Genomic DNA, 22,393 nt, shown 5'->3' with positions numbered 1-22,393 from the left:
TGTTAAATATTGTAGTTTGTTAGTTAGTTAAATGTAAGAATGGAATTCCCAAATCATATGTCCCCCAATCTCTTTGGCAAATATGTGAACAAAATTCTTAAAAAAAAAATCATTTTCTGTTGAATTTTTAGAAATTTTTCCTCATGTTTATTTGCTTTCCGAAACTACAAAAAAATATTCAATAAATACAATGAAATTCGACGAAATACAAATAAGAGTGAGATATGGTGAAACTGACCAAATGGGTGTAGTGTATCATGGTAATTACGCATTATACCTAGAAATGGGGAGAATTGAGTGGTTAAGGAAGCAAGGAATCTCATATAAGTCTATGGAGGAAAACGGTATCATGTTACCAGTAGTTTCTATAACTATAAACTATAAAAAATCAGCTGGTTATGATGATCTAATTAATGTAAAAACTCAACTAAAAAAGAGGCCAACGGCTAAGATTGAATTTGATTATGAAATCACCAATGATAAGGGTGAAATTTTAACAACAGCTAGTACCACTCTAGTATTTATTGATATGAAAACTAACAGGCCTACAAAAGCCCCGAAATATATATTAGATGCAGTTGACAATTTAGATTAAACTTTTTTAATATCTATTTCGTATAATCTGTCAAAAATATTAAAAATAGATTCTGATTCTTTTTTTCTAACTGAAATTGCTATTTGGCACTTTAATTCTAATTTCTGATTAATGATATTTAAGTTTTTTTCTTTTATAATGCGCATTACCCTATTCATGTCTTTATAATCAAAGGAGATGAGGTACTCAATATTGATGGTTTTCTCAATTATATTAGAATTGTTCAATGTTAATTGTGCTGTAGTTTTATAAGCATTAATTAAACCGCTAACACCTAATTTTACACCACCAAAATATCTTACAACAACAATTAAAACATTAGTAACATCAAAAGATAATATTTGGTTGTAAATGGGCATACCGGCACTATTACTAGGTTCTCCATCATCATTGGCTCTAAATAGTATATTTTCTACACCTATTTTATAGGCGTAACACCAATGTCTTGCAGCGTGATGTTCTTTTTTTAAATGTTCAATGAAATTTTTAACCTGGTCTTCGTTTAAAACAGGGTAAGCATAACCAAAAAATTTACTGTTCTTGTCTTTAAAAAGAATGTTTTCAGTATGTGAGGTTATGGTTTTATATGTATCCTTTTCAGTCAAAATTTAAAACAAATTACTTTTTACCTTAAATAAGTTGGAGACATCTTCATTTTCAGGGTTAATATACCAAGTGTTTATATTTAGACTTTTAGCGGTATTTATGTTGTCTAAATTGTCATCTATAAATAAACATTCATTAGCTTCAAGGCTATTTTTGTTTAAAGCATATTTAAAAATATTTTTGTCTGGTTTTCTTAAATGTATTTCATGGGATAGGTAAAAAACATCAAAACAGTTTTTAAAATCATCATAAAAAGAGATGTTTTCTTTAATCCAATTTATATGTAGTTCGTTGGTGTTACTTAACAAGATGAGTTTGAAATTAGAATTTTCCTTTAAATCTTTTAAAAAGTCTAATCTGTGTCTTGGAAAATCTGCTAGAATGGAGTTCCACTTATTCATAATGGTTTCTCTTGATTCTTCTGGAAAAAAATCTATATAATTTTTAAGGAAAACATCTGTAGATATTTCTCCTTTTTCATAAGCTAAATTGGTTTTCATGATAGCTTCAAAATGTTCAGAAGACTCAAAATGCTTTATGTAATTAAGTGTGTAGGCGTCATTTAGGTTAATGAAAACATTTCCAAAATCGAAAATAATAGTGCTAATCATTCATGTAAATTTTAAGACTATCTTCCTTTATGTTTTTTTCTAAAATTACGTTCCCTTTTAGTAATGGCGCTTTAGTTCCGGTTTTAAAGTTGGGAACTCCTTTGAATATACGAGCTTCATCCCAAAGATTCTCACTTATAAATGTTTTAAGGGTTTCTGAACCTCCTTCAATAATAACAGAATTGATGTTATTTTTAAAAAGTACACCGCAAATTTGTTGCGCAACATTTTCAGTGAAATTTATGATGTCCTTTGAAATTATAATAGTTTTGGCATCATCATTAAAAATATTTAAATCTTTTGAAAGTTTATGTGTTTTATCCAGGACAAATCTGGTTGGGTTTTGTCCAGTCCAATCACGTGCCGTTAAACTAGGATTGTCTTGTATAACTGTGTTTGTTCCAACTAAAATTGCTTGCTCTTCTGTTCGCCATTTATGCACCAATTGTCTTGAGTGTTTGTTTGTAATCCAAACCGGTTTTTGTTCGTCTTTAGTTTCAGGAGCAATATATCCATCAGAGCTTTCTGCCCATTTCAAAATAATGTAAGGTCGTTTTTTATTATGAAACGTAAAAAAACGTTTATGATGTTGTTTACATTCATTTTCTAGGATACCCACTGTTACATTTACTCCGGCATCAATAAGTTTTTTTACCCCTTTACCAGCCACTTGCTTATTATCATCAATACACCCAATAACAACGTTAGGGATTTTATTTGTAATTATAAGGTCACTGCAAGGTGGAGTTTTTCCAAAGTGTGAACAAGGTTCTAGTGTAACATAAATGGTAGATTCTTTTAAAAGAGACTTATCCTGAACAGAATTAATAGCATTTACTTCGGCGTGATTGCCTCCATAAGGGCTCGTATACCCCTCACCAATAATTTTATTCTTATTGACTATAACTGCACCTACCATTGGGTTAGGCCTAGTAGTACCTAATCCGTTTTTTCCAATCTCAAGACATCTTTTTATGTAGTGTTCGTGTACAGGCAATTGTTAGAGTTTAATTTTAATGTTATCAGTTATATCCACATTATATCTATAAGAAAAGCCAAGTGCCCTATAAATAATATCTCCTTTATATTGTACTTTTATCTTTTTGCTAAAAAGACTATTTATTAAACCACCAATACTCTTACCGCTTAGAAGACTATCAGTTGGTATTTGTGTTATTAGAGGAATGGTAAATTCTTTTTTAGGGGGTACTTTAAAGCTTTTAGTAGAAACCGTCACCATTTCGTTATCATTAACATATACTTTAACGGCATCGGTTTTTAATTCGCCACCAATATCATTTGGGTTTATAAAATGAGCATCTGCTGAAACAGTTAGGTGCTTAGAAGTAGATTCTAAAACTTTAATATTTTCAACTTTTAAAAACTCTGGTTTTTCTTTAACAGAACAACTAAGAGTTAAAAATAATATTGTTGATAAAATTATAAGGGGCAATAATTTCAATTTTTCAGTTTTAAGTATCTTCACTTGCATAAAAGTGCCATTTTAAGTGAGTAAAGATACTATTGTTATTCGAGAAATTCAGCCACAAGATAATGTTCAAGTTGAACAAATAATTCGGGAATGTTTTTATGAGTTCAAAATTCCGTTAGAAGGAACAGCGTATACAGACCCTGAGACTTCAAATATGTTTCAGTCCTATCAAAATGATAACACGATTTATTATGTAATTGATAATAATGGTGAAATTTTAGGAGGAGCGGGTATTCAGCCTTTAAAGGATTTTGGTACTGATGTTTGTGAGCTTAATAAAATGTATTTTTCCCCTAAAGTTAGGGGTAAAGGATACGGAAAGCTAATGTTTGAAAAATGTTTAGATACAGCAAAAAACTTGGGCTACAAGCAATGTTATTTAGAGTCTGCAACTCAACTTAAAGCAGCAATTCATATTTATGAAAGTTTTGGATTTAAGCATTTAGAAAAAGGAATGGGGGGTACTGGGCATTTTAATTGTGGTGTATGGATGATTAAGGAATTATGCGATTAAAAGGAATACAATTTAGCTTTCATTCGGAATTAGGGTCTATTTATGATAAAGAAGAAATAGATAATTTATTTTTTCTGCTAACGGAAGCTTATTTTGGAATTAACCGATTAAAATTAGCTTTAGAAAATGATTTGAATATTGAAAACCCAAAAGCCATTCTAGATGCCTTGGAATTATTGAAAAAAGAAGAACCCATACAATATGTATTGGGTGAAACTGAGTTTTTCGGGCTCCCCTTTAAAGTGAATAATAATGTCTTGATACCAAGACCTGAAACTGAGGAATTAGTAGAGTGGATTTTAAATTGTCATTCTGAACAAAGCGAAGAATCTAGTGAGTTAACTATTTTAGATATAGGAACAGGTAGTGGCTGTATTGCAATTTCGTTAGCTAAAAATTTACCGAATGCTCAAGTTTATGCCTTAGATGTAAGCAGAGGTGCTTTAACAATAGCTAAACAAAATGCAGAGTTAAATAAGGTTAAGGTTGAGTTTATTGAATCGGATATATTAAGTTGGAAAACCAAAGAGCAAAACTTGAAGTTTGATACTATTGTTTCTAATCCGCCTTATGTTAGGATGCAGGAAAAAGAATTAATGAAACCTAATGTTTTAGATAATGAACCGCATTTAGCCCTTTTTGTTGATGATAACAATCAGTTATTGTTTTATGATACTATTTGTGACTTTGCTAAAGTTAATTTAAATGAAAACGGAAAATTGTTTTTCGAAATCAATGAATTTTTGGGAGATAAAATGACTGATTTATTAAAAAAGAATAATTATAAATATATAGAATTAAGGCAGGATATCTTTAAAAAAGATAGAATGGTAAAAGGAGAAATTTAATGGGTGCTGAACAAAAAATAAACCAACTAAGAAACGAACTAAGAGTACATAACCACAATTATTATGTATTGGATAATCCCACTATTTCGGATTATGAGTTCGATTTAAAACTAAAAGAGCTTCAAGCTTTAGAAGTACAGCATCCTGAGTTTTTTGATGCCAATTCACCAACTCAACGTGTGGGAGGCGAGGTGACTAAAAACTTTGAAACGGTTACTCATGAATTCAGAATGTATTCCTTAGATAACTCCTATTCTAAAGAAGACTTACAAGATTGGGAGACACGCATTAAAAAGTTAGTTGATGGTGATATTCAGTATACCTGCGAGTTGAAATATGATGGGGCTTCCATGAGTTTAACTTACGAGAATGGTTTATTGCAAAGGGCGGTGACTAGGGGAGATGGGTTTCAGGGTGATAATGTAACTGCTAATGTAAAAACTATTAGGTCAGTACCACTTCATTTAAAAGGTGATTACCCTCCAAAATTTGAAATTAGAGGGGAAATTGTATTGCCTTTTGATGGATTTAATAAAATGAACGAGGAGCGCATTGCAAATGGAGAAGAGCTATATAGAAACCCTAGAAATACGGCTTCAGGAAGTTTGAAATTACAGGATAGTGCAGAAGTAGCTAAAAGACCATTAGAATGCTTACTTTATAATATAAAAGGACAAAATATCGGTATTAGAACACAATATGAAAGTTTAGAAAAAGCAAGAGCTTGGGGTTTTAAAGTTCCTGATGCTTCTAAACTGGTAAATTCCATAGATGAAGTTTTAAATTTTGTTGCATATTGGGATGTGGAACGACATAATTTACCTTATGAAACTGATGGTGTTGTTATTAAGGTTAATGATTTACAGCAACAGGAAGAGTTGGGTTATACCGCAAAAGCTCCACGTTGGGCAATAGCTTATAAGTTTAAGGCAGAACAAGTTTCTACTAAATTAAAAAGTATTACCTATCAAGTTGGACGAACCGGAGCTATTACCCCAGTAGCTAACTTAGTACCGGTTGAGTTGGCTGGAACCACAGTAAAGAGAGCATCATTACATAATGCTGACCAAATTGAAAAGTTAGACATAAGAGTAGGAGATGAGGTGTATGTTGAAAAAGGAGGTGAAATAATTCCTAAGATTTTAGGAGTAGATTTAAGTAAGCGTCTGGAAACTTCAGAAGCAACAAATTATATTACTTTTTGTCCAGAGTGTGGAACAGAATTAATTAGAAAAGATGGTGAAGCGCAACATTATTGTCCTAATTATAATGGTTGTAATCCTCAAATTATTGGTAGAATACAACATTATATTTCGCGTAAGGCCATGGATATTGATGGTTTGGGAGGGGAAACTGTGGCGATGTTAGTTAATGAAGGATTAATTAAAAATTATTCTGATTTATATGAACTCACCAAAGAACAAATTATTCCGTTAGAACGAATGGCAGAAAAAAGTGCGGATAATTTACTTGATGGAATTGCAAAATCTACTCAAATTCCTTTTGAACGTGTTTTATTTGCTTTAGGTATTAGGTATGTGGGAGAAACGGTGGCTAAAAAATTGGCTAAACATTATAAAAGTATTGATGCTATTTCTAGTGCTACCGAAGAGGAATTAGTAAATGTTGATGAAATAGGGGTTAAAATTGCAGAGAGTGTTATTGATTTTTTTGGCTCTCCAGAAAATAGGCTTATAATAGAGCGTTTAAAGCAATTTGGAGTACAATTAGAACTCTCGGCTGAAGCTCTTGAAGGGCAAACTAATAAATTAGAAGGTCAAACTATAGTAGTTACAGGAGTGTTTGAATCTATTTCAAGAACCGATCTTAAAAAACTTATTGAAGATAATGGAGGAAAGGTTAGTAGCTCAATTTCTTCTAAAACAAGTTTTATAGTAGCTGGTGCTAATATGGGGCCAAGTAAAAAGGAAAAAGCTGAAAAACTTCAAACCACTATATTAAACGAGTATGAATTCTTACAAAAAATAGAATATATGTAAAAAAAATCGATAAAAAGCAATAATTAATCGTTTATATGTAAAATATTTTTATATTTGTGCTGAACCAAATCTATTAAAATGAACAAGTCGAAAGTCTTGGTAAGTTTAGTTATTGTTATTTATGTGCTTTTTACAGTTTTTGGGTTTTTGGGTAATGAAACCATTGCCTTTACTTTAGACTCTTTAATATTGCCACTTGTAACCGTAATATATTTTCTTTTCTTTAATAAAAAGACATTATTTTTTTCTCTTTTTATATTATGTTATGCAGCATCTGACATAATAGGCCTAATAGTTAATTTTATTCCATATGATAATTCTTATTCAGTTATTTATAAATTAGATTATTATATAGGAAACACGCTTTACATACTATCTTATGCCTTTCTATTTATAGGAATTTGCAAAAAAATAGATATGCTACATATTTTAAAGAATTTCAAAATTCATTTAATAGTTTTAACAGCTCTCAATATTTACTTAGTTTATGTTTTACAGGTTATAGTTGATCCTGAACTTGAATTGATGGGAGAATATTATTTAGAATTAGTATATAACATAATTATGTTATTATTGTTATCAGCGGCTCTGTTAAATTTCTTTTATCGAGACAATAAAAAAGCACTATACTTATTTTTAGGGGCCTTATGTATTGTTTTTGCTGAGGTAATTGATGTAGCTTATATTTATATTTCTCAAAAGAATTTACTTAATTTCTTTTCAACAACATTATCACTTTCTGCATTTTACTTTTTCTGTAAGCAAATGAGTTTTTCAGATGTTAGAGAAGAGGAAATTCAAATAGCTATAGATTAGTTTTTTGCGCTATTTTTAAAAAAGGAATATCTTTTCTGTAGATATATAAAACTATAGCTGAAAATATAAAAGTAATAACAGCGGTAATAAATAAAACCCCTCCGTCATTTTGTATTTCTATTCCTAATTTAGTAAGATGCATCATAATTGCACCTCCAATAAGGCCTATGGTAAGTGTTGCTCCGGCCCAAACCGTTTTAGGAATTAGTAGTAATATACCAGCAATTAATTCTAATACGCCTATAGCTATTCTTCCATAAGGCTCTAAACCAACCTGAGTAAAAATATAAACACTATCAGGGTGTGCTGTAAATTTGAATCGGAGTGTTTGAATTAAAATTATGGCTACAATTAGTCTTAAAACAAAAGGAATGTACTTTTTCATTATTGTAAGTTTACATATTTTGACGTGGCAAATGCATAAACTTACATTTATATTAAACTATTATAGAAGTGCCCTTGGCAGACTTATTTTTATTAGTGTCAAAATAAAAATCAATCTTGCCTAAGTTAATACCATAAGCCCCTACTTGATTAACAAGCATATTGTTTCCTTCAATATTTTTAACCACAGTTGGCTTTTTTAAGAAAGTGTGGGAGTGCCCACCAATTATTAAGTCGATATCTTTGGAGGAAGCTGCTAACGTCAAATCGCTTGGTTTGTCCTTTTGCCTGTAATTATATCCTAAATGTGAAAGACAAATAATTAAATCGCACTTTTCTTCTGTTTTTAAAATTCTACTCATATCTTGAGCTGTCTCTTTGGGGTCGAGATATTTGGTTTCTTTAAATAAAGATTTTTCAACCAAACCTTTTAACTGAATACCTAATCCAAAAACGCCTATTTTAATCCCACCTCTTTTTAGAACTTTAAAAGGCTTTACGTGGGTATCCATAATTGTATTACTAAAATCATAGTTTGCAGAAACAAATTCAAATTTGGCATGTGGTAATTGAGCATATAAACCGTCAATACCATTATCAAAATCATGATTTCCAAGAGTTGCTAAATCATATTTTAACATACTCATAAGTTTAAACTCTAATTCGCCTCCATAGTAATTAAAATATGGGGTTCCTTGAAAAATATCACCAGCATCTAGCAATACAGTATTAGGGTTTTCTTTTCTAATAGATTCTATTAAACTAGCACGTCTTGCCACACCGCCTTTATTTGCATTTCTTTTATTAGGTCCCAATGGATCAATATGACTATGAACGTCATTAGTGTGCAGAATAGTGATTTTTGTTGTTTTAGGAGTGGTCATAAAAGATTGTAGACCAAAGCCTCCCATAGCTAAAGCGCCTCCTGCTGAAACTTGTTGTATAAAATCTCTTCTTTTCATAACTACTTATTTTCTAACAAAACGATTGTCTCGTACTGGGTTAATGGTGTCAATCTTTTTAAAATAATCAATCATAGCGCTACGGATTTTGTATTCTAAATTTACCATACTTTCATTGGGCTTAAAAAATGTCATGTTATCTCCGCCATTATAGAGATAATCATTAGTAGCAATATAATAGGTTTTGTTTTCGTCTATTGGAGAGTTGTTAATAGTTGATTCAATGAGATTATAGTCTTGGTCTAAAAGAATTTTTAAACCTAAAAGGGGGTGTGCTTTTTTTGTTGATAATAAATATGAAAGAACCTCTTTAACTTTGATGCCTTTTAAACCAACAACAACAATTTTATTTTCAAAGGGCATTACCTCGTATGAAGTTTTTAATGTTATGGGGCCTTTAGGTATGGGTGCACGAATTCCACCATGGTTTAATAATACAATATCAATATTAGAACCTGATAATTTTTTAAATAAAGGATTAGCTTGAGTAAAAATAATGTCAGCCATTAAATTGCTAATAGCTGTATTTAATTCATTATCATTTTTTGAGTAAGTTTTAGGAGCATAAGCTAAAACATTACCTAGTTCTTTTTTAATATGTTCTCTGAAAGGTTTTATAAAACTGTCAACATCTTGATGTGAAGATAGGGAGTCTGTTATTTGAATTTGTTGACCTTTTATCTTAGTTAAATGTAATTTTTGGTCTTTGCAACTAGAAAAAATTAAAAAATTTAACAAAATAAATAAAAGTGTAAACCGCATGTGTTAAATCAATTTTTTGAATGTACTTTTGCTACCTTTGTGCAAAGCATAAAGATAAATGATTTTAAAGGGTTTTAAAGAAAAATCTAATAAAAAGTACTTAAACAAATTATTATCTGAACGAGAAGTTAATGTTACTGAAAGTGGGGTAGAAAGTTTAGGGGTTATCTTAAATATTGATGAGTTTAATGATTTTGAAAGCTTTGTGAAATTAGCAGATTTCATTAAAGTAAGGCCAAATAAGCTTAAGGTAATAGCTTTTTCGGAAAGTAAGAAAGATGATTTAAATTCTTGGAATGAGTGTTTTAATCCAAACGATTTTGGTTGGAATGGTGCCATTAAAAATGTAGAATTGCAATCTTTTTTAAATAATAGTTTTGATGTTCTAGTAAGCTATTATAAGAAAGAGGTGTTAGAATTAAAGTTAATAACAGCAGCATCAAAATCAAAATTCAAAATAGGGATTCTGCATTCAGATGAACGTTTAAATGATTTAATCATTAAAACAGATGTTAATGAATTTGAGGTATTTAAAAATGAAATTTTTAGATACTTAACTATTTTAAATAAAATTAAAAATGAGTAGTAAGTTTTTAGGAACTGGAGTTGCATTGGTTACACCATTTAATACAGATTTAAGTGTAGACCATGAAGCGTTGGCTAATATTGTAAATTATAATATTGAAAACGGTACAGAATATCTTGTAATATGTGGTACAACAGGAGAAAGTGTGACACTTACCAAGCAAGAGAAAAAGGATGTAATCAAGACTGTTTCTGAAACTAACAATGGACGTTTGCCTCTGGTATTAGGTATTGGTGGAAATAATACAGCTCAAGTAATAGAAGATATTAAAAGTACAGATTTGAAGGGTATTGATGCCATTTTATCGGTTTCACCTTATTACAATAAGCCAACTCAAGAAGGTTTATACCAACACTTTAAAGCTGTTTCTGAAGCTTCACCTGTTGATATAATTTTATATAATGTTCCAGGTAGAACTTCTAAAAACATGGAGCCAGCAACTACGCTTAGACTTGCAAATGATTTTGAAAATATAATTGCAGTTAAGGAAGCTGGGAATAATATGTCGCAGTATTTAGAGTTAATAAAAAATAAACCAGATGATTTTCTTGTTATTTCTGGCGATGATGATTTAGCTTTGGGAGTTACATTAGCAGGAGGTGCTGGAGTAATTTCTGTTATAGGACAAGCGCTACCTAAAGATTTCTCAGAAATGATACGTCTTGGTTTAAAAGGAGATGCTAAAGCTGCTTACATTCTTCACTTTAAACTAATGGATGTTATTGGTTATATATTTGAGGAAAATAATCCAGCAGGTATTAAGGCTGTTTTTGAAGCCTTAAATTTATGTGCAGATACAGTAAGGTTGCCAGTTGTTCCTGCTTCTAGTGAATTAAAAGAAAAAATTAAGGCTTATTTGCTATAAATTTATCACTGTTTAATCTTACTTAGATTTTTCCTTTTGAGTTTAAAAGTTAAATATTACTTAAACCTTATTCCTACTAAGTTTAAGCTATTAAATTAGCGGTAAAATTATATTTTTAAAATCCATATTATTAACTTAATTTTGCATTCTGTTTAAAAACCTATGAGTAAGTATTTTTATTTAATTATATCGCTAGTAATTTTATGCTCTTGTAATGAGTATCAAAAGGTGTTAAAAGCTTCAGGAGAAGGAGCAACTGGGAATAAGTATACTATGGCGGATTCTCTTTACACTGCTGGTAAATATGCTAAAGCAAATAGGTTGTTCTCTCAAATAGTACCAGAGTATAGGGGGAAACCGCAAGCTCAAAAACTTATGTTTTTGTATGCAGATACCTACTATAAAATGAAGGATTATTATATTTCTTCTTACAGGTTTGAACAATTTACTACTGCCTATCCTGATAGTGAAAAATTAGAAGAGGCAGCTTTTTTGGCAGCCAAAAGTTATTACATGTTGTCACCAGTTTTCTCTAAGGATCAAACAGAAACTAAAGAAGCTATTGAAAAATTACAAGAATTTATAAACCTTTTTCCTGATTCTGAGTATTTAGCAGAGGCAAATAAAATGGTTAAGGAACTTGACTATAAATTAGAGAAAAAGGCTTTTAGTATAGCAAAACAATACAGTGACATAGCGCCTGGTTTTACTCTTGATTACACCGCAGCCATAAGATCTTTTGATAATTTTCTTTATGATTTCCCTGGTTCTAGTTTAAGAGAAGATGCGTTGTTTTACAGGTTAGACGCTGTGTATAAGCAAGCCATGAACAGTATAGAATATAAAAATACTAGAGTAGAAGGTTTTGTTCACTTAAGAAAGGAACGTTTAGATAACGCCAAAGAATATAGTAGTTCATTTATAAAAATTTACCCGGAGTCTAAATATATAGAACAAGTTAACTTGATGGGTAAAGCGGTGGATGAAGAATTAAAGAATTATAGCATAAAAAGTTAAATATAATCACAATGGATTTAAAAAAAATCAATGCTCCTGTTAATACGGTAACATATGATAGAAATCAAATAGATGAACCAACAGAGAACATCTATGAATCAATTTCAATTATAGCTAGAAGAGCAGAACAGATTAACACAGAGATTAAAAAAGAACTTATTGATAAGTTAGAAGAATTTGCTACTTATAATGATAGTTTAGAAGAAATCTTTGAAAATAAAGAACAAATTGAGGTTTCTAAGTTTTATGAAAAACTTCCAAAACCACATGCCTTAGCTGTTCAAGAGTGGTTGACAGATAAAATTTACTTTAGAAATACTGAGGAAGATTCTCAAAATTAAATTTCAAAAAGTAAATACTTTATTAAGTAGCTTTTCAGGAGAATTTAGTACATTTAATTTTCTTTTTCAGAGCGCAAATTTTTGAACATAACAAAAGTTAGAGTTACAAAAAGTTGCATTTTTTTGAATATGAGAAAAGGTAAACTTAACTAAAATTCTGAAAAGCTATTTTTTTATGAGTATATTCAGCGGTAAAAATATACTATTAGGTATTTGTGCAGGTATAGCTGCGTATAAAACGGCTTCATTAGTAAGGTTATTTGTAAAAGCAGGAGCAAACGTAAAAGTTGTAATGACACCAGCTTCAAAAGAGTTCATTACCCCATTAACCTTGTCAACTTTATCAAAAAATCCAGTTTATTCATCTTTTACAAATGAAGAAGATGATAATGCTGTTTGGAACAATCATGTAGATTTAGGTTTGTGGGCAGATTTGTTTATTGTTGCTCCAGCAACTGCCAATTCTCTGTCTAAAATGGCAAATGGGGTTTGTGATAATTTACTGTTAGCTACGTATTTATCAGCCAAATGTCCAGTGTATTTTGCTCCAGCCATGGATTTAGATATGTACAAACACCAATCTACTAGTAAATCGTTTGAGAAGTTAAAGGCTTTTGGAAATATTATGATTCCTGCAACAAGCGGTGAATTAGCCAGCGGATTAGTTGGAGAAGGCAGAATGGCTGAGCCTGAAGATATAGTTAAGTTTATTGAAGATGATATTTTAAATAAATTACCTCTAAAAAACAAGAAGGTTTTAATAACTGCTGGTCCAACTTATGAAGCTATAGACCCTGTTAGGTTTATTGGAAATCATTCTAGTGGTAAAATGGGATTTGAAATAGCAAAAGCAGCTGCAAATTTAGGAGCCCAGGTTATTTTGGTAACTGGGCCAACCCATCAAAAAGTGTCCAATAGTTTAATAGAAGTAGTATCAGTTACCACAGCAGAGGATATGTATGTTGAAGTACATAAATATTTTAATGGAACCGATGTGGCCATACTTTCCGCAGCAGTAGCTGATTATAAGACAAAAGAAGTAGCACCTCAGAAAATAAAAAAGAAGGAACATACGTTAATTTTAGAGCTAGAAAAAACTAAAGATATTTTGGCGTCGTTAGGAGCAATTAAGAAAAAGCAATATCTAGTAGGATTTGCTCTGGAAACCAGTAATGAATTGGAAAATGCAAAAGCCAAATTAAATAGAAAGAATTTAAATTTAATTGTTTTAAATTCGTTGAACGATAAAGGAGCTGGTTTTAAGGGAGATACTAATAAAGTTACTTTTATTGATAATAAAGAGAATATAACTGAATTTGAGTTAAAGTCTAAGGCAGAAGTAGCTCAAGACTTATTAAACAAAATAACAGAAGAAATACATGCGTAACATATTCATTGCTTTAGTTTTTTTTATTGCTATTTCAGGTTTTTCACAAGAGTTAAATTGTAATGTTGTAGTTAATGCACAATTAACAGGAAACGAAAATTTTCCAATTTTTAAGACTTTAGAAAAGCAATTAACGGAATTTGTAAATAATACAAAATGGACTAATAAGACGTTTTTACCACAAGAGCGGATAGATTGTAGTATGGTATTAACAATTTCTAATTATAGTGGTGAATCTTTTCAAGCTACACTACAGGTACAATCATCTAGACCTGTTTACGGATCATCATATAGTACACCTATTTATAATTTTAATGATAAAAACTTTAATTTTAGATATTTAGAATATCAGAATTTAATATTTAACCCAACACAATTTCAATCTAATTTAGTTTCGGTATTAGCATTTCATGTATATATGATTTTAGCCTTAGATGCTGATTCTTTTTCAGCTAATGGTGGTGATGCTTATTTAAAACAAGCGCAAACTATTATGAATTATTCTCAACAAGGGAATTTTTTAGGATGGAAGCTAGAAGATGGCTTACAAAGCAGGTTTACATTAATGGATAACATTATGTCTCCTACTTTTAAGGAATACAGACAAGTTATTAATAATTATCATAGACAGGGATTAGATGTAATGTCAGAGAATGCTAAAGAAGCTAAAGAGAATATTTCTAATGCCTTAAAAATGTTTCAGATAATGAATAGAAGGAGACCCAACTCCTTTTTACAACGTACTTTTTTTGATGCTAAAGCTGATGAAATTGCCCAAATTTTTAGCGGAGGTCCAAACGTAAATATTGCAAGTCTTAAAGAAATACTTCAAAAAGTAGCGCCTATGCATAGTAGCAAATGGCAAAGTATAAAGTTTTAAAAGCTCTTTCAATGTATATCTAAATAATAAGAATCAGTTTTGTTAACATCACTTTCAATAAAAAACTACGCTTTAATTGATAATCTTCAGGTAGACTTCAATAACGGTTTTTCTATAATAACCGGAGAAACTGGAGCAGGAAAGTCAATTTTATTAGGAGGGCTATCTTTAATACTTGGTAAACGTGCAGATTTAAGTAGTTTAAAAGATGCCTCTCAAAAATGTATAATAGAAGCTGTATTTAACATTGAAGACTATAAATTGCAATCTCTTTTTAAATCAGAGGATTTTGATTATGAATCACACACTATTATAAGACGTGAAATACTGCCCTCTGGTAAATCAAGAGCATTTGTTAATGATTCTCCTGTTAATCTTAGCAGTTTACAACTTTTAGGAGAGCGCTTAATAGATATTCATTCTCAACATCAAACACTTCAATTAACCAATGATTCATTTCAATTTCAAATAATTGATGCCTTAGCTAATAATGAAGATTCACTAAATAAATATCAAATAGAATTGAAGGTTTATAAAAGCCTTCAAAAAGAGTTAAATGAGTTACTAGTATTTCAATCAGAAGCTATTAAGGAACATGATTATAATACCTTTTTATTAAAAGAGTTAGTAGAAGCAAATTTAGTTGATGGTGAGCTAGAATCTTTAGAAGAAGAATATGATACACTTAATAATATAGAGAGTATAAAAGAAAGATTATCTGAAGCCTACCATTTATTAAGTGATGAACAAATAGGTGCGTTAGCAACCCTAACATCACTGAAGAATACATTTCAAAAATTATCTAACATGTCTTTTAAATATGAAGATATTTTTAATAGAGTAAATAGTAGTTTAATTGAAATGGATGATGTTTTTTTAGAGGTTAGTTCATTTCAAGAAAATTTAGATGCAGACCCAAATAGGTTAGAAGTTGTTGATTCTAAATTAAAAACATTAAATGATCTATTGCAAAAACATGTGGCTAGTAACATTTCTGAATTAATTGAAATAAAAAATCAGCTTGAAGAAAAGGTAGCAGTGACTGAGAATTTAGATGATGATATTGCTAAAAAACAGCAAGACATTATTATTCAAACGGAAAAATTAAACACAATAGCACTATCCATTCATAATAGTAGAATAGAAGCTATTCCAAGTTTAAAGCAGCAATTAGAGGCCGTATTGTCAGAATTAGGTATGGCAAATGCTCAATTTAATATTGGAGTAACGTTACTAGAAAGTTTCATGTTTAATGGAAAAGATGAGTTACAATTCTTGTTTTCAGCAAATAAAGGTGGTAATTTTAATGAATTGAAGAAAGCGGCTTCAGGAGGAGAATTATCTAGAATCATGTTAGCCATAAAATCAATTTTAGCCAAATACATTCAGTTGCCAACCATAATGTTTGATGAAATAGACACAGGGGTATCTGGAGAAATATCGAATAAGATGGGTGATATTATGTTACAAATGAGTAAGAGTATGCAAGTATTTAGTATTACACATTTACCACAAATAGCAGCAAAGGGTCATTCTCATTTTAAAGTATATAAAGAAGATGTAGATAATGTTACGCAAACCAATTTGATAAAACTAAATTATGACGAGCGTGTGGTTGAAATATCGCAAATGTTAGGAGGTATAGAAATGTCATCATCTGCAATAGCACATGCAAAAGAATTACTTAATTGATTTAAAAGCCAAAAGATAAAAGTTTAGTATTTTTGAACGCTTTTAAATGATAAAAGATTAACGAATTAATATATAATAAACTAACCAAAGATATGTCACATAATTTATTAAAAGGAAAGAGAGGAATTATTTTCGGAGCTTTAGATTCTAATTCTATAGCTTGGAAAACTGCAGAGCGGGTACACGAAGAAGGAGGTCAGTTTGTATTAACTAACGCTCCTGTTGCCATGAGAATGGGACAAATAAATGAGCTTGCAGAAAAAACAGGTTCTCAAATTATTCCTGCCGATGCAACTTCAGAAGAAGATTTGCAAAATTTAATTGAAAAATCAATGGAGATTTTAGAAGGGAAAATAGATTTTGTTTTACACTCTATAGGGATGTCTATTAATGTTAGAAAGGGTAAACATTATACAGATCAGAACTACTCTTGGACGCAAAAAGGAACAGATGTATCTGCTATGTCTTTTCATAAAGTAATGCAAACACTTTATAAAAAGGATGCTATGAACGAATGGGGTAGTATTGTGGCTTTAACTTATATGGCGGCTCAACGTGTTTTTCCAGATTATAATGATATGGCTGATAATAAAGCCTATTTGGAAAGTATAGCACGCAGTTTTGGGTATTTCTTTGGTAGAGATAAAAAAGTTCGTGTAAATACCATTTCACAATCACCAACGCCTACCACTGCTGGTAGTGGTGTAAAGGGGTTTGATGGATTTATTTCTTATGCAGAAAAAATGTCGCCACTTGGTAACGCTACAGCTTTAGATTGTGCTAATTATACAGTTACATTGTTTAGTGATTTAACTAAGCGCGTAACATTACAAAACCTTTATAATGATGGAGGATTCAGTAACATGGGAGTAAGCGACGCTGTTATGAGTACTTTTACAGGAGAAGAATAAAATATTTCTAATATAGATTTTAAGCCATCGTTTTTAACGGTGGCTTTTTTGTTACATTTGTGTATGTAAAATATTTAGGGCGTTACCACAAGGGTCGGGCTTTACGCTATATCTTTTATTTTGTCATTCCTGTGTAGGCAGGAATCCAAAACAAAAGGATGTCGCTTCAATCCCTAACGCAAACAAAAGAACTTTATATTATTAATGCCTTTACAATTCTCTTTTATAATACCAGTTTATAATAGGCCAGATGAAACCTTAGAGCTTTTACAAAGCTTTAAAGATTTAGATTCCAATACTCCGTTTGAAATTGTAATTGTAGAAGACGGTTCTTCCGTTACTTCAAAAGATATTGTTGATACTTTTAGTGATAGCCTTAACATTTCATATTATTTCAAGGAAAATTCAGGTCCGGGAGATTCCAGAAATTATGGTATGCAAAAAGCAAAAGGTAATTACTTTATAATTTTAGATTCTGATTGTATTTTACCCAAAAACTATTTATACGAAGTAGAAAAAGGTCTTAATGAAAATTATGTAGATTGTTTTGGCGGACCTGATGCTGCTCATGAATCATTTAGCAATCTTCAAAAAGCAATCAATTTCTCAATGACTTCTTTTATTACTACCGGTGGAATTAGAGGTAATAAAAAAAGTGTAGATAAGTTTCAAGCCAGAAGCTTTAATATGGGCTTATCTAAAGATGCGTTTGAGGCTTCAAAAGGTTTTGGGCGTATTCATCCAGGTGAAGACCCAGATTTGTCTATCAGACTATGGAATTTAGGGTTTAAAACAAAATTAATACCAGAAGCCCTAGTATATCATAAAAGGCGAGTGTCTTGGAGCAAATTTTATACACAAGTAAACAAATTTGGCTTGGTGAGACCCATTTTAAATAAATGGCACCCTTCAACAAAAAAAATAACCTATTGGTTTCCTACTTTGTTCATTATTGGCTTTGATATATCAATTTTGTTGGCAATCTTTGGTGTAAGTGGGTTCTTGTTACTATATGCAATCTATTTTTTGATAGCCTTTTTGGTAGCATTATTCACAACAGGAAATTTAAAGGTAGCCTTTATGTCATTGTTGGCAATAGGTGTTCAGTTTATAGGGTATGGGCTCGGGTTTTTACAATCAACTTGGGTTGTGGGTGTTTTAAATAAAGACCCAGAAACACATTTTCCGAAACTTTTTTTTAAACAGAAATAATGAAAAGAATAAAATCGAAAATATCAACCTCTATTAAAAGTAAGAGAATAAATGTTTTTCTGATATTTTTATTGTTTTCATTTATAATTTTAATTTTTTCAAAACTCTCGAAAGATTACACCAATACGGTTACTTTTGAAATAGAAAAAGTGAATATACCTGAAGAAGATGTCATTCTTAGTGATTCTATAAGGTTAAATATTACATTAAAAACACATGGTTTTAAATGGCTTAACTACTATTTAGAAAAACCAAAAGTGGTTATAGATTTTTCAAAAGATGTAACTAAAAGGGAATCTTTCTATTTATGGAGTAAGTCTAAGGCGTATTTAAATAACACCCAATTTGATAAACAAATTGAACTTTTAAATATTTCTCCAGATACACTTGTTTTTAGGTATGATGTAAACATGCTAAAAAAGGTACCTGTAAAATTAAATGCCAACATTAGTTTTAGCGCGGGTTATAATTCTAATAACCCAGTTGTGTTAGAACCAGATTCAGTGGTGGTTATTGGTCCTCATGTATTGGTTTCAGATATTAAATTTTTAGAAACAGATGATTTTGAAATTCATGATGTTAGAACAGATTTAAAAGAGACTGTTAATTTAAAATTACCAGAAAATAAAGCAGACTTAAAGTTTTCAAATACCGTAATAGGTTTAACATCTAAAGTTGAAAAATTTACTGAAGGAACTTTAAAAATACCTGTACGAGTAATAAATATTCCAGATAATGTTAATATAAATTATTTCCCTAAAGAGGTAAATGTTTCATATTACGTAAGTTTAAGTAACTTTAATGAAGTGAGAAGTAATAATTTTAAGGTGATTTGTGATTACGAAGACATAAAGGGAAATCAATCTTTTCTAGTTCCAAAATTAGAAACTATTCCAGAAATTGTGAAAAATGCAAAAATTAGACAGCAACAAATAGAATTTATAATTACCAAATGATTATTGTAGGGCTCACAGGTGGTATTGGTAGTGGTAAAACTACTGTAGCTAAACAGTTTAATGATTTAGGTATTCCAGTATATATAGCAGATGTGGAGGCTAAAAAGCTTATGAATAAATCAAAGGTTATTAAACGTAAGTTAGTTCAATTATTTGGTGTAGATGCCTATTTAGATGGTAAGCTTAATAAACCTTTAATTGCCAATATAATCTTTAGTGATAAACAGAGTTTGCAAAAAATGAATACTATTGTGCACCCTAGAGTATCTAGACATTTTGAAAAGTGGGTGCTAAAGCAAGATGCCCCTTATGTAATAAAAGAAGTTGCTATTTTGTTTGAAAACGGAGGTCATAAAAAATGTGATTATACTATAACGGTAGTGGCTCCAAAAAAAATAAAAATCGAAAGATTATTACAGCGAGATGAAACTACAAAAACTAAGATTGAAGCTGTTATGAAAAACCAATGGCAGGACTCAGAAAAAATAAAGCTATCTGATTTTGTAATTGAAAATATTGAGTTACAAGACACCCTAAATCAGGTTAAGAAAATTCATAAACAATTACTTGAAAAAAGTGTATGAATTAAGAATTTAACATTTTTGTTAATGTAAGGTTAAAACATAAGAAACCTAAATGTTAAAATGTTAATTTTGATTAATGAGCAAAAGAATATTTATCCTTCTGGTACTTTTAATGAGTCTATCTTTAATTGGGATTATATTCGTTCAGGCTTATTTTATTAATGATTCTGTGAAAAATGAAAAGGATCGTTTTAAGTTTAAGGTAAATAAGGCTCTTTATCATGTTTCAAACACCATAGAAAAAAATGAGCTTGATAAAAAATTTGAAACCTATCAAAAGTTAATTACTAAAGAAAAAGAGGTTGATTCAAATGCCGTTTCGCAGTTATTTATATACCAGCAAAATAATAATACAAAAGAAACACTTATTTATACAAGCGGAGTTTTAGAAGAGAACTATAAATTATCTTCATCGCTCTTTGACATTGGTTTAGATAGTATAGCAATTCAGCGAATTACCGGAACCTCAAATCTAGAAGTTTATAAGGGAGATGACCTAATAAATGATAAGGATTTAGGTGATAACGCTATTCTTAATATCATGAATAGTGGTAGAATTAAAGAAGCTGAAAAGAATTACTTTGAGAAGAACTTTAAGGATTGGGCAAAAACAATTCCTATTCATAAAAGAATTACGAGAAAAGAAATAGATAAATTATTGTCTCAAAAATTAAAGGAAGATGAGGTTGATGTAGGTTTTGAATTTGCCATTTTTGGTAATGATTTAGCAACAAAAGTACAAAGTGATAATTTTGAATATGAAAAAGGAGCTACATTTAAAGTTCCTATTTTTTATGATGGAAATAATCAAAGTGTTTATAAGTTATTAGTTAATTTTCCTAATGACAAAACATTTATTTTATCCTCAATATTGGGTATGATATTGTTGTCAATTATTTTTACTTCGGTTATTGTAGTTGCGTATACCAGTGCTTTGTATCAGTTAATAAAACAGCGGAAAATATCAGAAATTAAAACCGATTTCATAAATAATATGACGCATGAGTTTAAAACACCCATTGCAACTATTAATTTAGCTTTAGATGCTATAAGAAATCCTGCAATTATTTCTGATGAGACTAAGGTAAAACGCTACCTTACTATGATTAAGGAAGAAAACAAGCGTATGCATGCACAGGTAGAAAATGTTTTAAGAATATCTAAACTAGAAAAGAACGAGCTAAATATTAGTAAAGACCGCGTTAAGTTACATGATTTAATCGCCGATGCAATTACGCATGTAGAGCTAATTGTTGAAGATAGAAAAGGTTATATTAAAACCTTTTTTGAGGCTAGTAAATCGTCTGTATTAGCAAATGAAACCCACTTTACTAATGTTATTGTAAATATTCTGGATAATGCTATAAAGTATTCTCCTAATACCCCAGAAATTGAAGTAAGTACTGAAAATGTGGGAAATAATATTATATTAAAGGTTAAAGACCACGGAAGCGGAATGAGTAAAACAGCCGCCAAAAGGGTATTTGAAAAATTTTATAGAGAGCACACTGGTAATATACATAATGTAAAAGGTCACGGATTAGGTTTGGCGTATGTTAAACGTATTGTTGATGATCATCAAGGCTATGTATCAGTAGAAAGCGAAAAAGGAAAAGGGAGCACTTTTATTATAAAGCTTCCTCTAATATCATAAAACATGGAAGAAATTAAAAAAAGAATTTTATTGGTTGAAGACGATCCTAATTTTGGAACTGTTCTTAAGGACTACCTAATGATGAATGATTATGAGGTAACTCACGCAAAAAACGGTATGGAAGGCTTTGAGAAATTTAAAAAGGATGATTTTGATTTATGTATTCTAGATGTGATGATGCCATATAAAGATGGCTTTACTTTGGCTAAAGAAATACGTGAAAAAAACACAGATGTGCCAATTATATTTTTAACCGCTAAAACTATGAAAGAAGACGTTTTAAAAGGTTATAAGGTTGGAGCAGATGATTACTTGAATAAGCCTTTTGATAGTGAAGTATTGTTAATGAAAATTAAGGCTATCATACAACGAAAGGCAACAGAAACCATTTCTGATAGTAAGCAATTTAAGTTTCAAATTGGTAAATTTGACTTAAACTCTAAATTACGTTTCTTAAGTTTTGACGGAGCAGACCCGGTTAAGCTATCGCCTAAGGAAAATGAATTATTACGTTTGTTAGCACTACATGAAAATGATTTAATGCCACGAGAGTTGGCACTAACAAAAATTTGGAGAGACGACAATTACTTTACTTCCAGAAGTATGGACGTTTATATTGCCAAATTACGTAAATACCTTAAGTTAGATGAAAAGGTAGAAATACTTAATATACATGGAGAAGGCTTTAGGTTAGTTATAAACGAATAATAGAATTCAA

General features: G+C 30.4%; 25 protein-coding genes. 18 read left to right on the top strand and 7 right to left on the bottom strand.

All coding sequences use genetic code 11. From position 1 onward, the window contains the following. Positions 1 to 190 precede the first annotated feature (190 nt). A complete protein-coding gene (locus N1F78_RS15820) occupies positions 191 to 595 on the top strand; it encodes an acyl-CoA thioesterase (RefSeq protein WP_406684144.1) in 405 nt (134 codons plus the stop codon). Here the strand turns inward: N1F78_RS15820 and N1F78_RS15815 are convergent. Genes N1F78_RS15815 through N1F78_RS15800 form a run of 4 tightly spaced genes read right to left on the bottom strand, consistent with a single transcriptional unit; the run spans position 592 to position 3,274 of the window. Beyond that, entirely contained in the window at positions 592 to 1,200 is a 609-nt protein-coding gene (locus tag N1F78_RS15815) for an IMPACT family protein (protein ID WP_406684143.1), read from the bottom strand. The genes N1F78_RS15820 and N1F78_RS15815 overlap by 4 nt on opposite strands. Positions 1,201 to 1,203: 3 nt before the next feature. Further along, entirely contained in the window at positions 1,204 to 1,812 is a 609-nt protein-coding gene (locus N1F78_RS15810) for an HAD family hydrolase (protein ID WP_406684142.1), read from the bottom strand. Then, positions 1,805 to 2,809, bottom strand: coding sequence for a bifunctional diaminohydroxyphosphoribosylaminopyrimidine deaminase/5-amino-6-(5-phosphoribosylamino)uracil reductase RibD (gene ribD / locus N1F78_RS15805; RefSeq protein WP_406684141.1), 1,005 nt, complete (start codon positions 2,807 to 2,809; stop codon positions 1,805 to 1,807). The genes N1F78_RS15810 and ribD overlap by 8 nt, the downstream gene beginning before the upstream one ends. A 3-nt stretch (positions 2,810 to 2,812) precedes the next feature. Beyond that, complete coding sequence (locus N1F78_RS15800; protein ID WP_406684140.1) at positions 2,813 to 3,274, bottom strand: hypothetical protein; 462 nt, start codon at positions 3,272 to 3,274, stop codon at positions 2,813 to 2,815. 46 nt (positions 3,275 to 3,320) lie between these two features. Here N1F78_RS15800 and N1F78_RS15795 point away from each other — a divergent pair, with 46 nt between their 5' ends. From N1F78_RS15795 to N1F78_RS15780, 4 genes are all read left to right on the top strand, one after another. Then, positions 3,321 to 3,818, top strand: coding sequence for a GNAT family N-acetyltransferase (locus N1F78_RS15795; RefSeq protein WP_406684139.1), 498 nt, complete (start codon positions 3,321 to 3,323; stop codon positions 3,816 to 3,818). After that, on the top strand, positions 3,809 to 4,666 hold the full coding sequence (prmC, locus tag N1F78_RS15790) for a peptide chain release factor N(5)-glutamine methyltransferase (RefSeq protein ID WP_406684138.1): 858 nt from the start codon (positions 3,809 to 3,811) through the stop codon (positions 4,664 to 4,666). The genes N1F78_RS15795 and prmC overlap by 10 nt, the downstream gene beginning before the upstream one ends. Continuing rightward, complete coding sequence (gene ligA, locus N1F78_RS15785) at positions 4,666 to 6,666, top strand: NAD-dependent DNA ligase LigA (protein WP_406684137.1); 2,001 nt, start codon at positions 4,666 to 4,668, stop codon at positions 6,664 to 6,666. Before prmC ends, ligA begins: the two co-directional genes overlap by 1 nt. A 78-nt stretch (positions 6,667 to 6,744) precedes the next feature. After that, positions 6,745 to 7,482 (top strand): hypothetical protein, encoded by a 738-nt coding sequence (locus N1F78_RS15780; protein WP_406684136.1) that lies wholly within the window; start codon positions 6,745 to 6,747, stop codon positions 7,480 to 7,482. Here the strand turns inward: N1F78_RS15780 and N1F78_RS15775 are convergent. From N1F78_RS15775 to N1F78_RS15765, 3 genes are read right to left on the bottom strand one after another with little or no spacing between them, the layout of a single operon-like run. Further along, positions 7,472 to 7,867: a DoxX family protein gene (locus tag N1F78_RS15775; RefSeq protein WP_406684135.1), complete on the bottom strand. Its 396-nt coding sequence runs from the start codon at positions 7,865 to 7,867 to the stop codon at positions 7,472 to 7,474. The two genes, N1F78_RS15780 and N1F78_RS15775, sit on opposite strands and share 11 nt — an antisense overlap. Before the next feature lie 52 nt (positions 7,868 to 7,919). After that, positions 7,920 to 8,828, bottom strand: coding sequence for a bifunctional metallophosphatase/5'-nucleotidase (locus tag N1F78_RS15770; protein WP_406684134.1), 909 nt, complete (start codon positions 8,826 to 8,828; stop codon positions 7,920 to 7,922). Between the two features lie 6 nt (positions 8,829 to 8,834). Then, the gene (locus N1F78_RS15765) at positions 8,835 to 9,566 is read right to left on the bottom strand and encodes a 5'-nucleotidase C-terminal domain-containing protein (RefSeq protein WP_406684133.1); all 732 of its coding nucleotides are present in this window, start codon (positions 9,564 to 9,566) and stop codon (positions 8,835 to 8,837) included. 82 nt (positions 9,567 to 9,648) lie between these two features. Between N1F78_RS15765 and N1F78_RS15760 the strand changes: the two genes are divergently transcribed. The 13 genes from N1F78_RS15760 to N1F78_RS15700 all read left to right on the top strand — a co-directional run bounded on the left by N1F78_RS15760 (position 9,649) and on the right by N1F78_RS15700 (position 22,383). Next, entirely contained in the window at positions 9,649 to 10,176 is a 528-nt protein-coding gene (locus N1F78_RS15760; RefSeq protein WP_406684132.1) for a DUF6913 domain-containing protein, read from the top strand. Further along, positions 10,169 to 11,041, top strand: a complete 873-nt coding sequence (dapA, locus tag N1F78_RS15755) for a 4-hydroxy-tetrahydrodipicolinate synthase (protein ID WP_406684131.1) — start codon at positions 10,169 to 10,171, stop codon at positions 11,039 to 11,041. The genes N1F78_RS15760 and dapA overlap by 8 nt, the downstream gene beginning before the upstream one ends. A 162-nt stretch (positions 11,042 to 11,203) precedes the next feature. After that, positions 11,204 to 12,058, top strand: a complete 855-nt coding sequence (locus tag N1F78_RS15750) for an outer membrane protein assembly factor BamD (RefSeq protein ID WP_406684130.1) — start codon at positions 11,204 to 11,206, stop codon at positions 12,056 to 12,058. A gap of 11 nt (positions 12,059 to 12,069) precedes the next feature. Further along, positions 12,070 to 12,399, top strand: coding sequence for a DNA-directed RNA polymerase subunit omega (locus N1F78_RS15745; RefSeq protein ID WP_406684129.1), 330 nt, complete (start codon positions 12,070 to 12,072; stop codon positions 12,397 to 12,399). A 175-nt stretch (positions 12,400 to 12,574) separates the two neighbouring features. Next, positions 12,575 to 13,786: a bifunctional phosphopantothenoylcysteine decarboxylase/phosphopantothenate--cysteine ligase CoaBC gene (gene coaBC / locus N1F78_RS15740; RefSeq protein WP_406684128.1), complete on the top strand. Its 1,212-nt coding sequence runs from the start codon at positions 12,575 to 12,577 to the stop codon at positions 13,784 to 13,786. Next, positions 13,779 to 14,666, top strand: coding sequence for a DUF4835 family protein (locus N1F78_RS15735; RefSeq protein WP_406684127.1), 888 nt, complete (start codon positions 13,779 to 13,781; stop codon positions 14,664 to 14,666). Before coaBC ends, N1F78_RS15735 begins: the two co-directional genes overlap by 8 nt. Before the next feature lie 39 nt (positions 14,667 to 14,705). Then, positions 14,706 to 16,358: a DNA repair protein RecN gene (recN, locus tag N1F78_RS15730; RefSeq protein ID WP_406684126.1), complete on the top strand. Its 1,653-nt coding sequence runs from the start codon at positions 14,706 to 14,708 to the stop codon at positions 16,356 to 16,358. 92 nt (positions 16,359 to 16,450) lie between these two features. Next, positions 16,451 to 17,269 (top strand): enoyl-ACP reductase, encoded by an 819-nt coding sequence (locus tag N1F78_RS15725; RefSeq protein WP_406684125.1) that lies wholly within the window; start codon positions 16,451 to 16,453, stop codon positions 17,267 to 17,269. Positions 17,270 to 17,473: 204 nt separating this feature from the next. Then, complete coding sequence (locus N1F78_RS15720; RefSeq protein ID WP_406684124.1) at positions 17,474 to 18,481, top strand: glycosyltransferase; 1,008 nt, start codon at positions 17,474 to 17,476, stop codon at positions 18,479 to 18,481. Beyond that, positions 18,481 to 19,437: a YbbR-like domain-containing protein gene (locus N1F78_RS15715; protein WP_406684123.1), complete on the top strand. Its 957-nt coding sequence runs from the start codon at positions 18,481 to 18,483 to the stop codon at positions 19,435 to 19,437. Before N1F78_RS15720 ends, N1F78_RS15715 begins: the two co-directional genes overlap by 1 nt. Further along, positions 19,434 to 20,021, top strand: a complete 588-nt coding sequence (gene coaE, locus N1F78_RS15710; RefSeq protein ID WP_406684122.1) for a dephospho-CoA kinase — start codon at positions 19,434 to 19,436, stop codon at positions 20,019 to 20,021. Before N1F78_RS15715 ends, coaE begins: the two co-directional genes overlap by 4 nt. Positions 20,022 to 20,097: 76 nt before the next feature. Then, the gene (locus tag N1F78_RS15705) at positions 20,098 to 21,675 is read left to right on the top strand and encodes a sensor histidine kinase (protein WP_406684121.1); all 1,578 of its coding nucleotides are present in this window, start codon (positions 20,098 to 20,100) and stop codon (positions 21,673 to 21,675) included. Positions 21,676 to 21,678: 3 nt separating this feature from the next. Beyond that, the gene (locus tag N1F78_RS15700; protein ID WP_406684120.1) at positions 21,679 to 22,383 is read left to right on the top strand and encodes a response regulator transcription factor; all 705 of its coding nucleotides are present in this window, start codon (positions 21,679 to 21,681) and stop codon (positions 22,381 to 22,383) included. Positions 22,384 to 22,393: the final 10 nt, after the last annotated feature.

Source organism: Seonamhaeicola sp. MEBiC01930 (assembly GCF_045277075.1).
Taxonomy (GTDB): domain Bacteria; phylum Bacteroidota; class Bacteroidia; order Flavobacteriales; family Flavobacteriaceae; genus Seonamhaeicola.
Note: the sequence above shows the minus strand (reverse complement) of the source record. Positions and strands in the feature narration are given on the sequence as shown.

Coding starts and splice junctions, on each gene's coding strand:
- N1F78_RS15820 (WP_406684144.1), top strand. CDS start 191: ATGAAATTCGACGAAATACAAATAAGAGTGAGATATGGTGAAACTGAC.
- N1F78_RS15810 (WP_406684142.1), bottom strand. CDS start 1,812: ATGATTAGCACTATTATTTTCGATTTTGGAAATGTTTTCATTAACCTA.
- prmC (WP_406684138.1), top strand. CDS start 3,809: ATGCGATTAAAAGGAATACAATTTAGCTTTCATTCGGAATTAGGGTCT.
- ligA (WP_406684137.1), top strand. CDS start 4,666: ATGGGTGCTGAACAAAAAATAAACCAACTAAGAAACGAACTAAGAGTA.
- N1F78_RS15780 (WP_406684136.1), top strand. CDS start 6,745: ATGAACAAGTCGAAAGTCTTGGTAAGTTTAGTTATTGTTATTTATGTG.
- N1F78_RS15775 (WP_406684135.1), bottom strand. CDS start 7,867: ATGAAAAAGTACATTCCTTTTGTTTTAAGACTAATTGTAGCCATAATT.
- N1F78_RS15770 (WP_406684134.1), bottom strand. CDS start 8,828: ATGAAAAGAAGAGATTTTATACAACAAGTTTCAGCAGGAGGCGCTTTA.
- N1F78_RS15760 (WP_406684132.1), top strand. CDS start 9,649: ATGATTTTAAAGGGTTTTAAAGAAAAATCTAATAAAAAGTACTTAAAC.
- dapA (WP_406684131.1), top strand. CDS start 10,169: ATGAGTAGTAAGTTTTTAGGAACTGGAGTTGCATTGGTTACACCATTT.
- N1F78_RS15750 (WP_406684130.1), top strand. CDS start 11,204: ATGAGTAAGTATTTTTATTTAATTATATCGCTAGTAATTTTATGCTCT.
- N1F78_RS15745 (WP_406684129.1), top strand. CDS start 12,070: ATGGATTTAAAAAAAATCAATGCTCCTGTTAATACGGTAACATATGAT.
- coaBC (WP_406684128.1), top strand. CDS start 12,575: ATGAGTATATTCAGCGGTAAAAATATACTATTAGGTATTTGTGCAGGT.
- N1F78_RS15735 (WP_406684127.1), top strand. CDS start 13,779: ATGCGTAACATATTCATTGCTTTAGTTTTTTTTATTGCTATTTCAGGT.
- N1F78_RS15725 (WP_406684125.1), top strand. CDS start 16,451: ATGTCACATAATTTATTAAAAGGAAAGAGAGGAATTATTTTCGGAGCT.
- N1F78_RS15720 (WP_406684124.1), top strand. CDS start 17,474: ATGCCTTTACAATTCTCTTTTATAATACCAGTTTATAATAGGCCAGAT.
- N1F78_RS15715 (WP_406684123.1), top strand. CDS start 18,481: ATGAAAAGAATAAAATCGAAAATATCAACCTCTATTAAAAGTAAGAGA.
- coaE (WP_406684122.1), top strand. CDS start 19,434: ATGATTATTGTAGGGCTCACAGGTGGTATTGGTAGTGGTAAAACTACT.
- N1F78_RS15705 (WP_406684121.1), top strand. CDS start 20,098: ATGAGCAAAAGAATATTTATCCTTCTGGTACTTTTAATGAGTCTATCT.
- N1F78_RS15700 (WP_406684120.1), top strand. CDS start 21,679: ATGGAAGAAATTAAAAAAAGAATTTTATTGGTTGAAGACGATCCTAAT.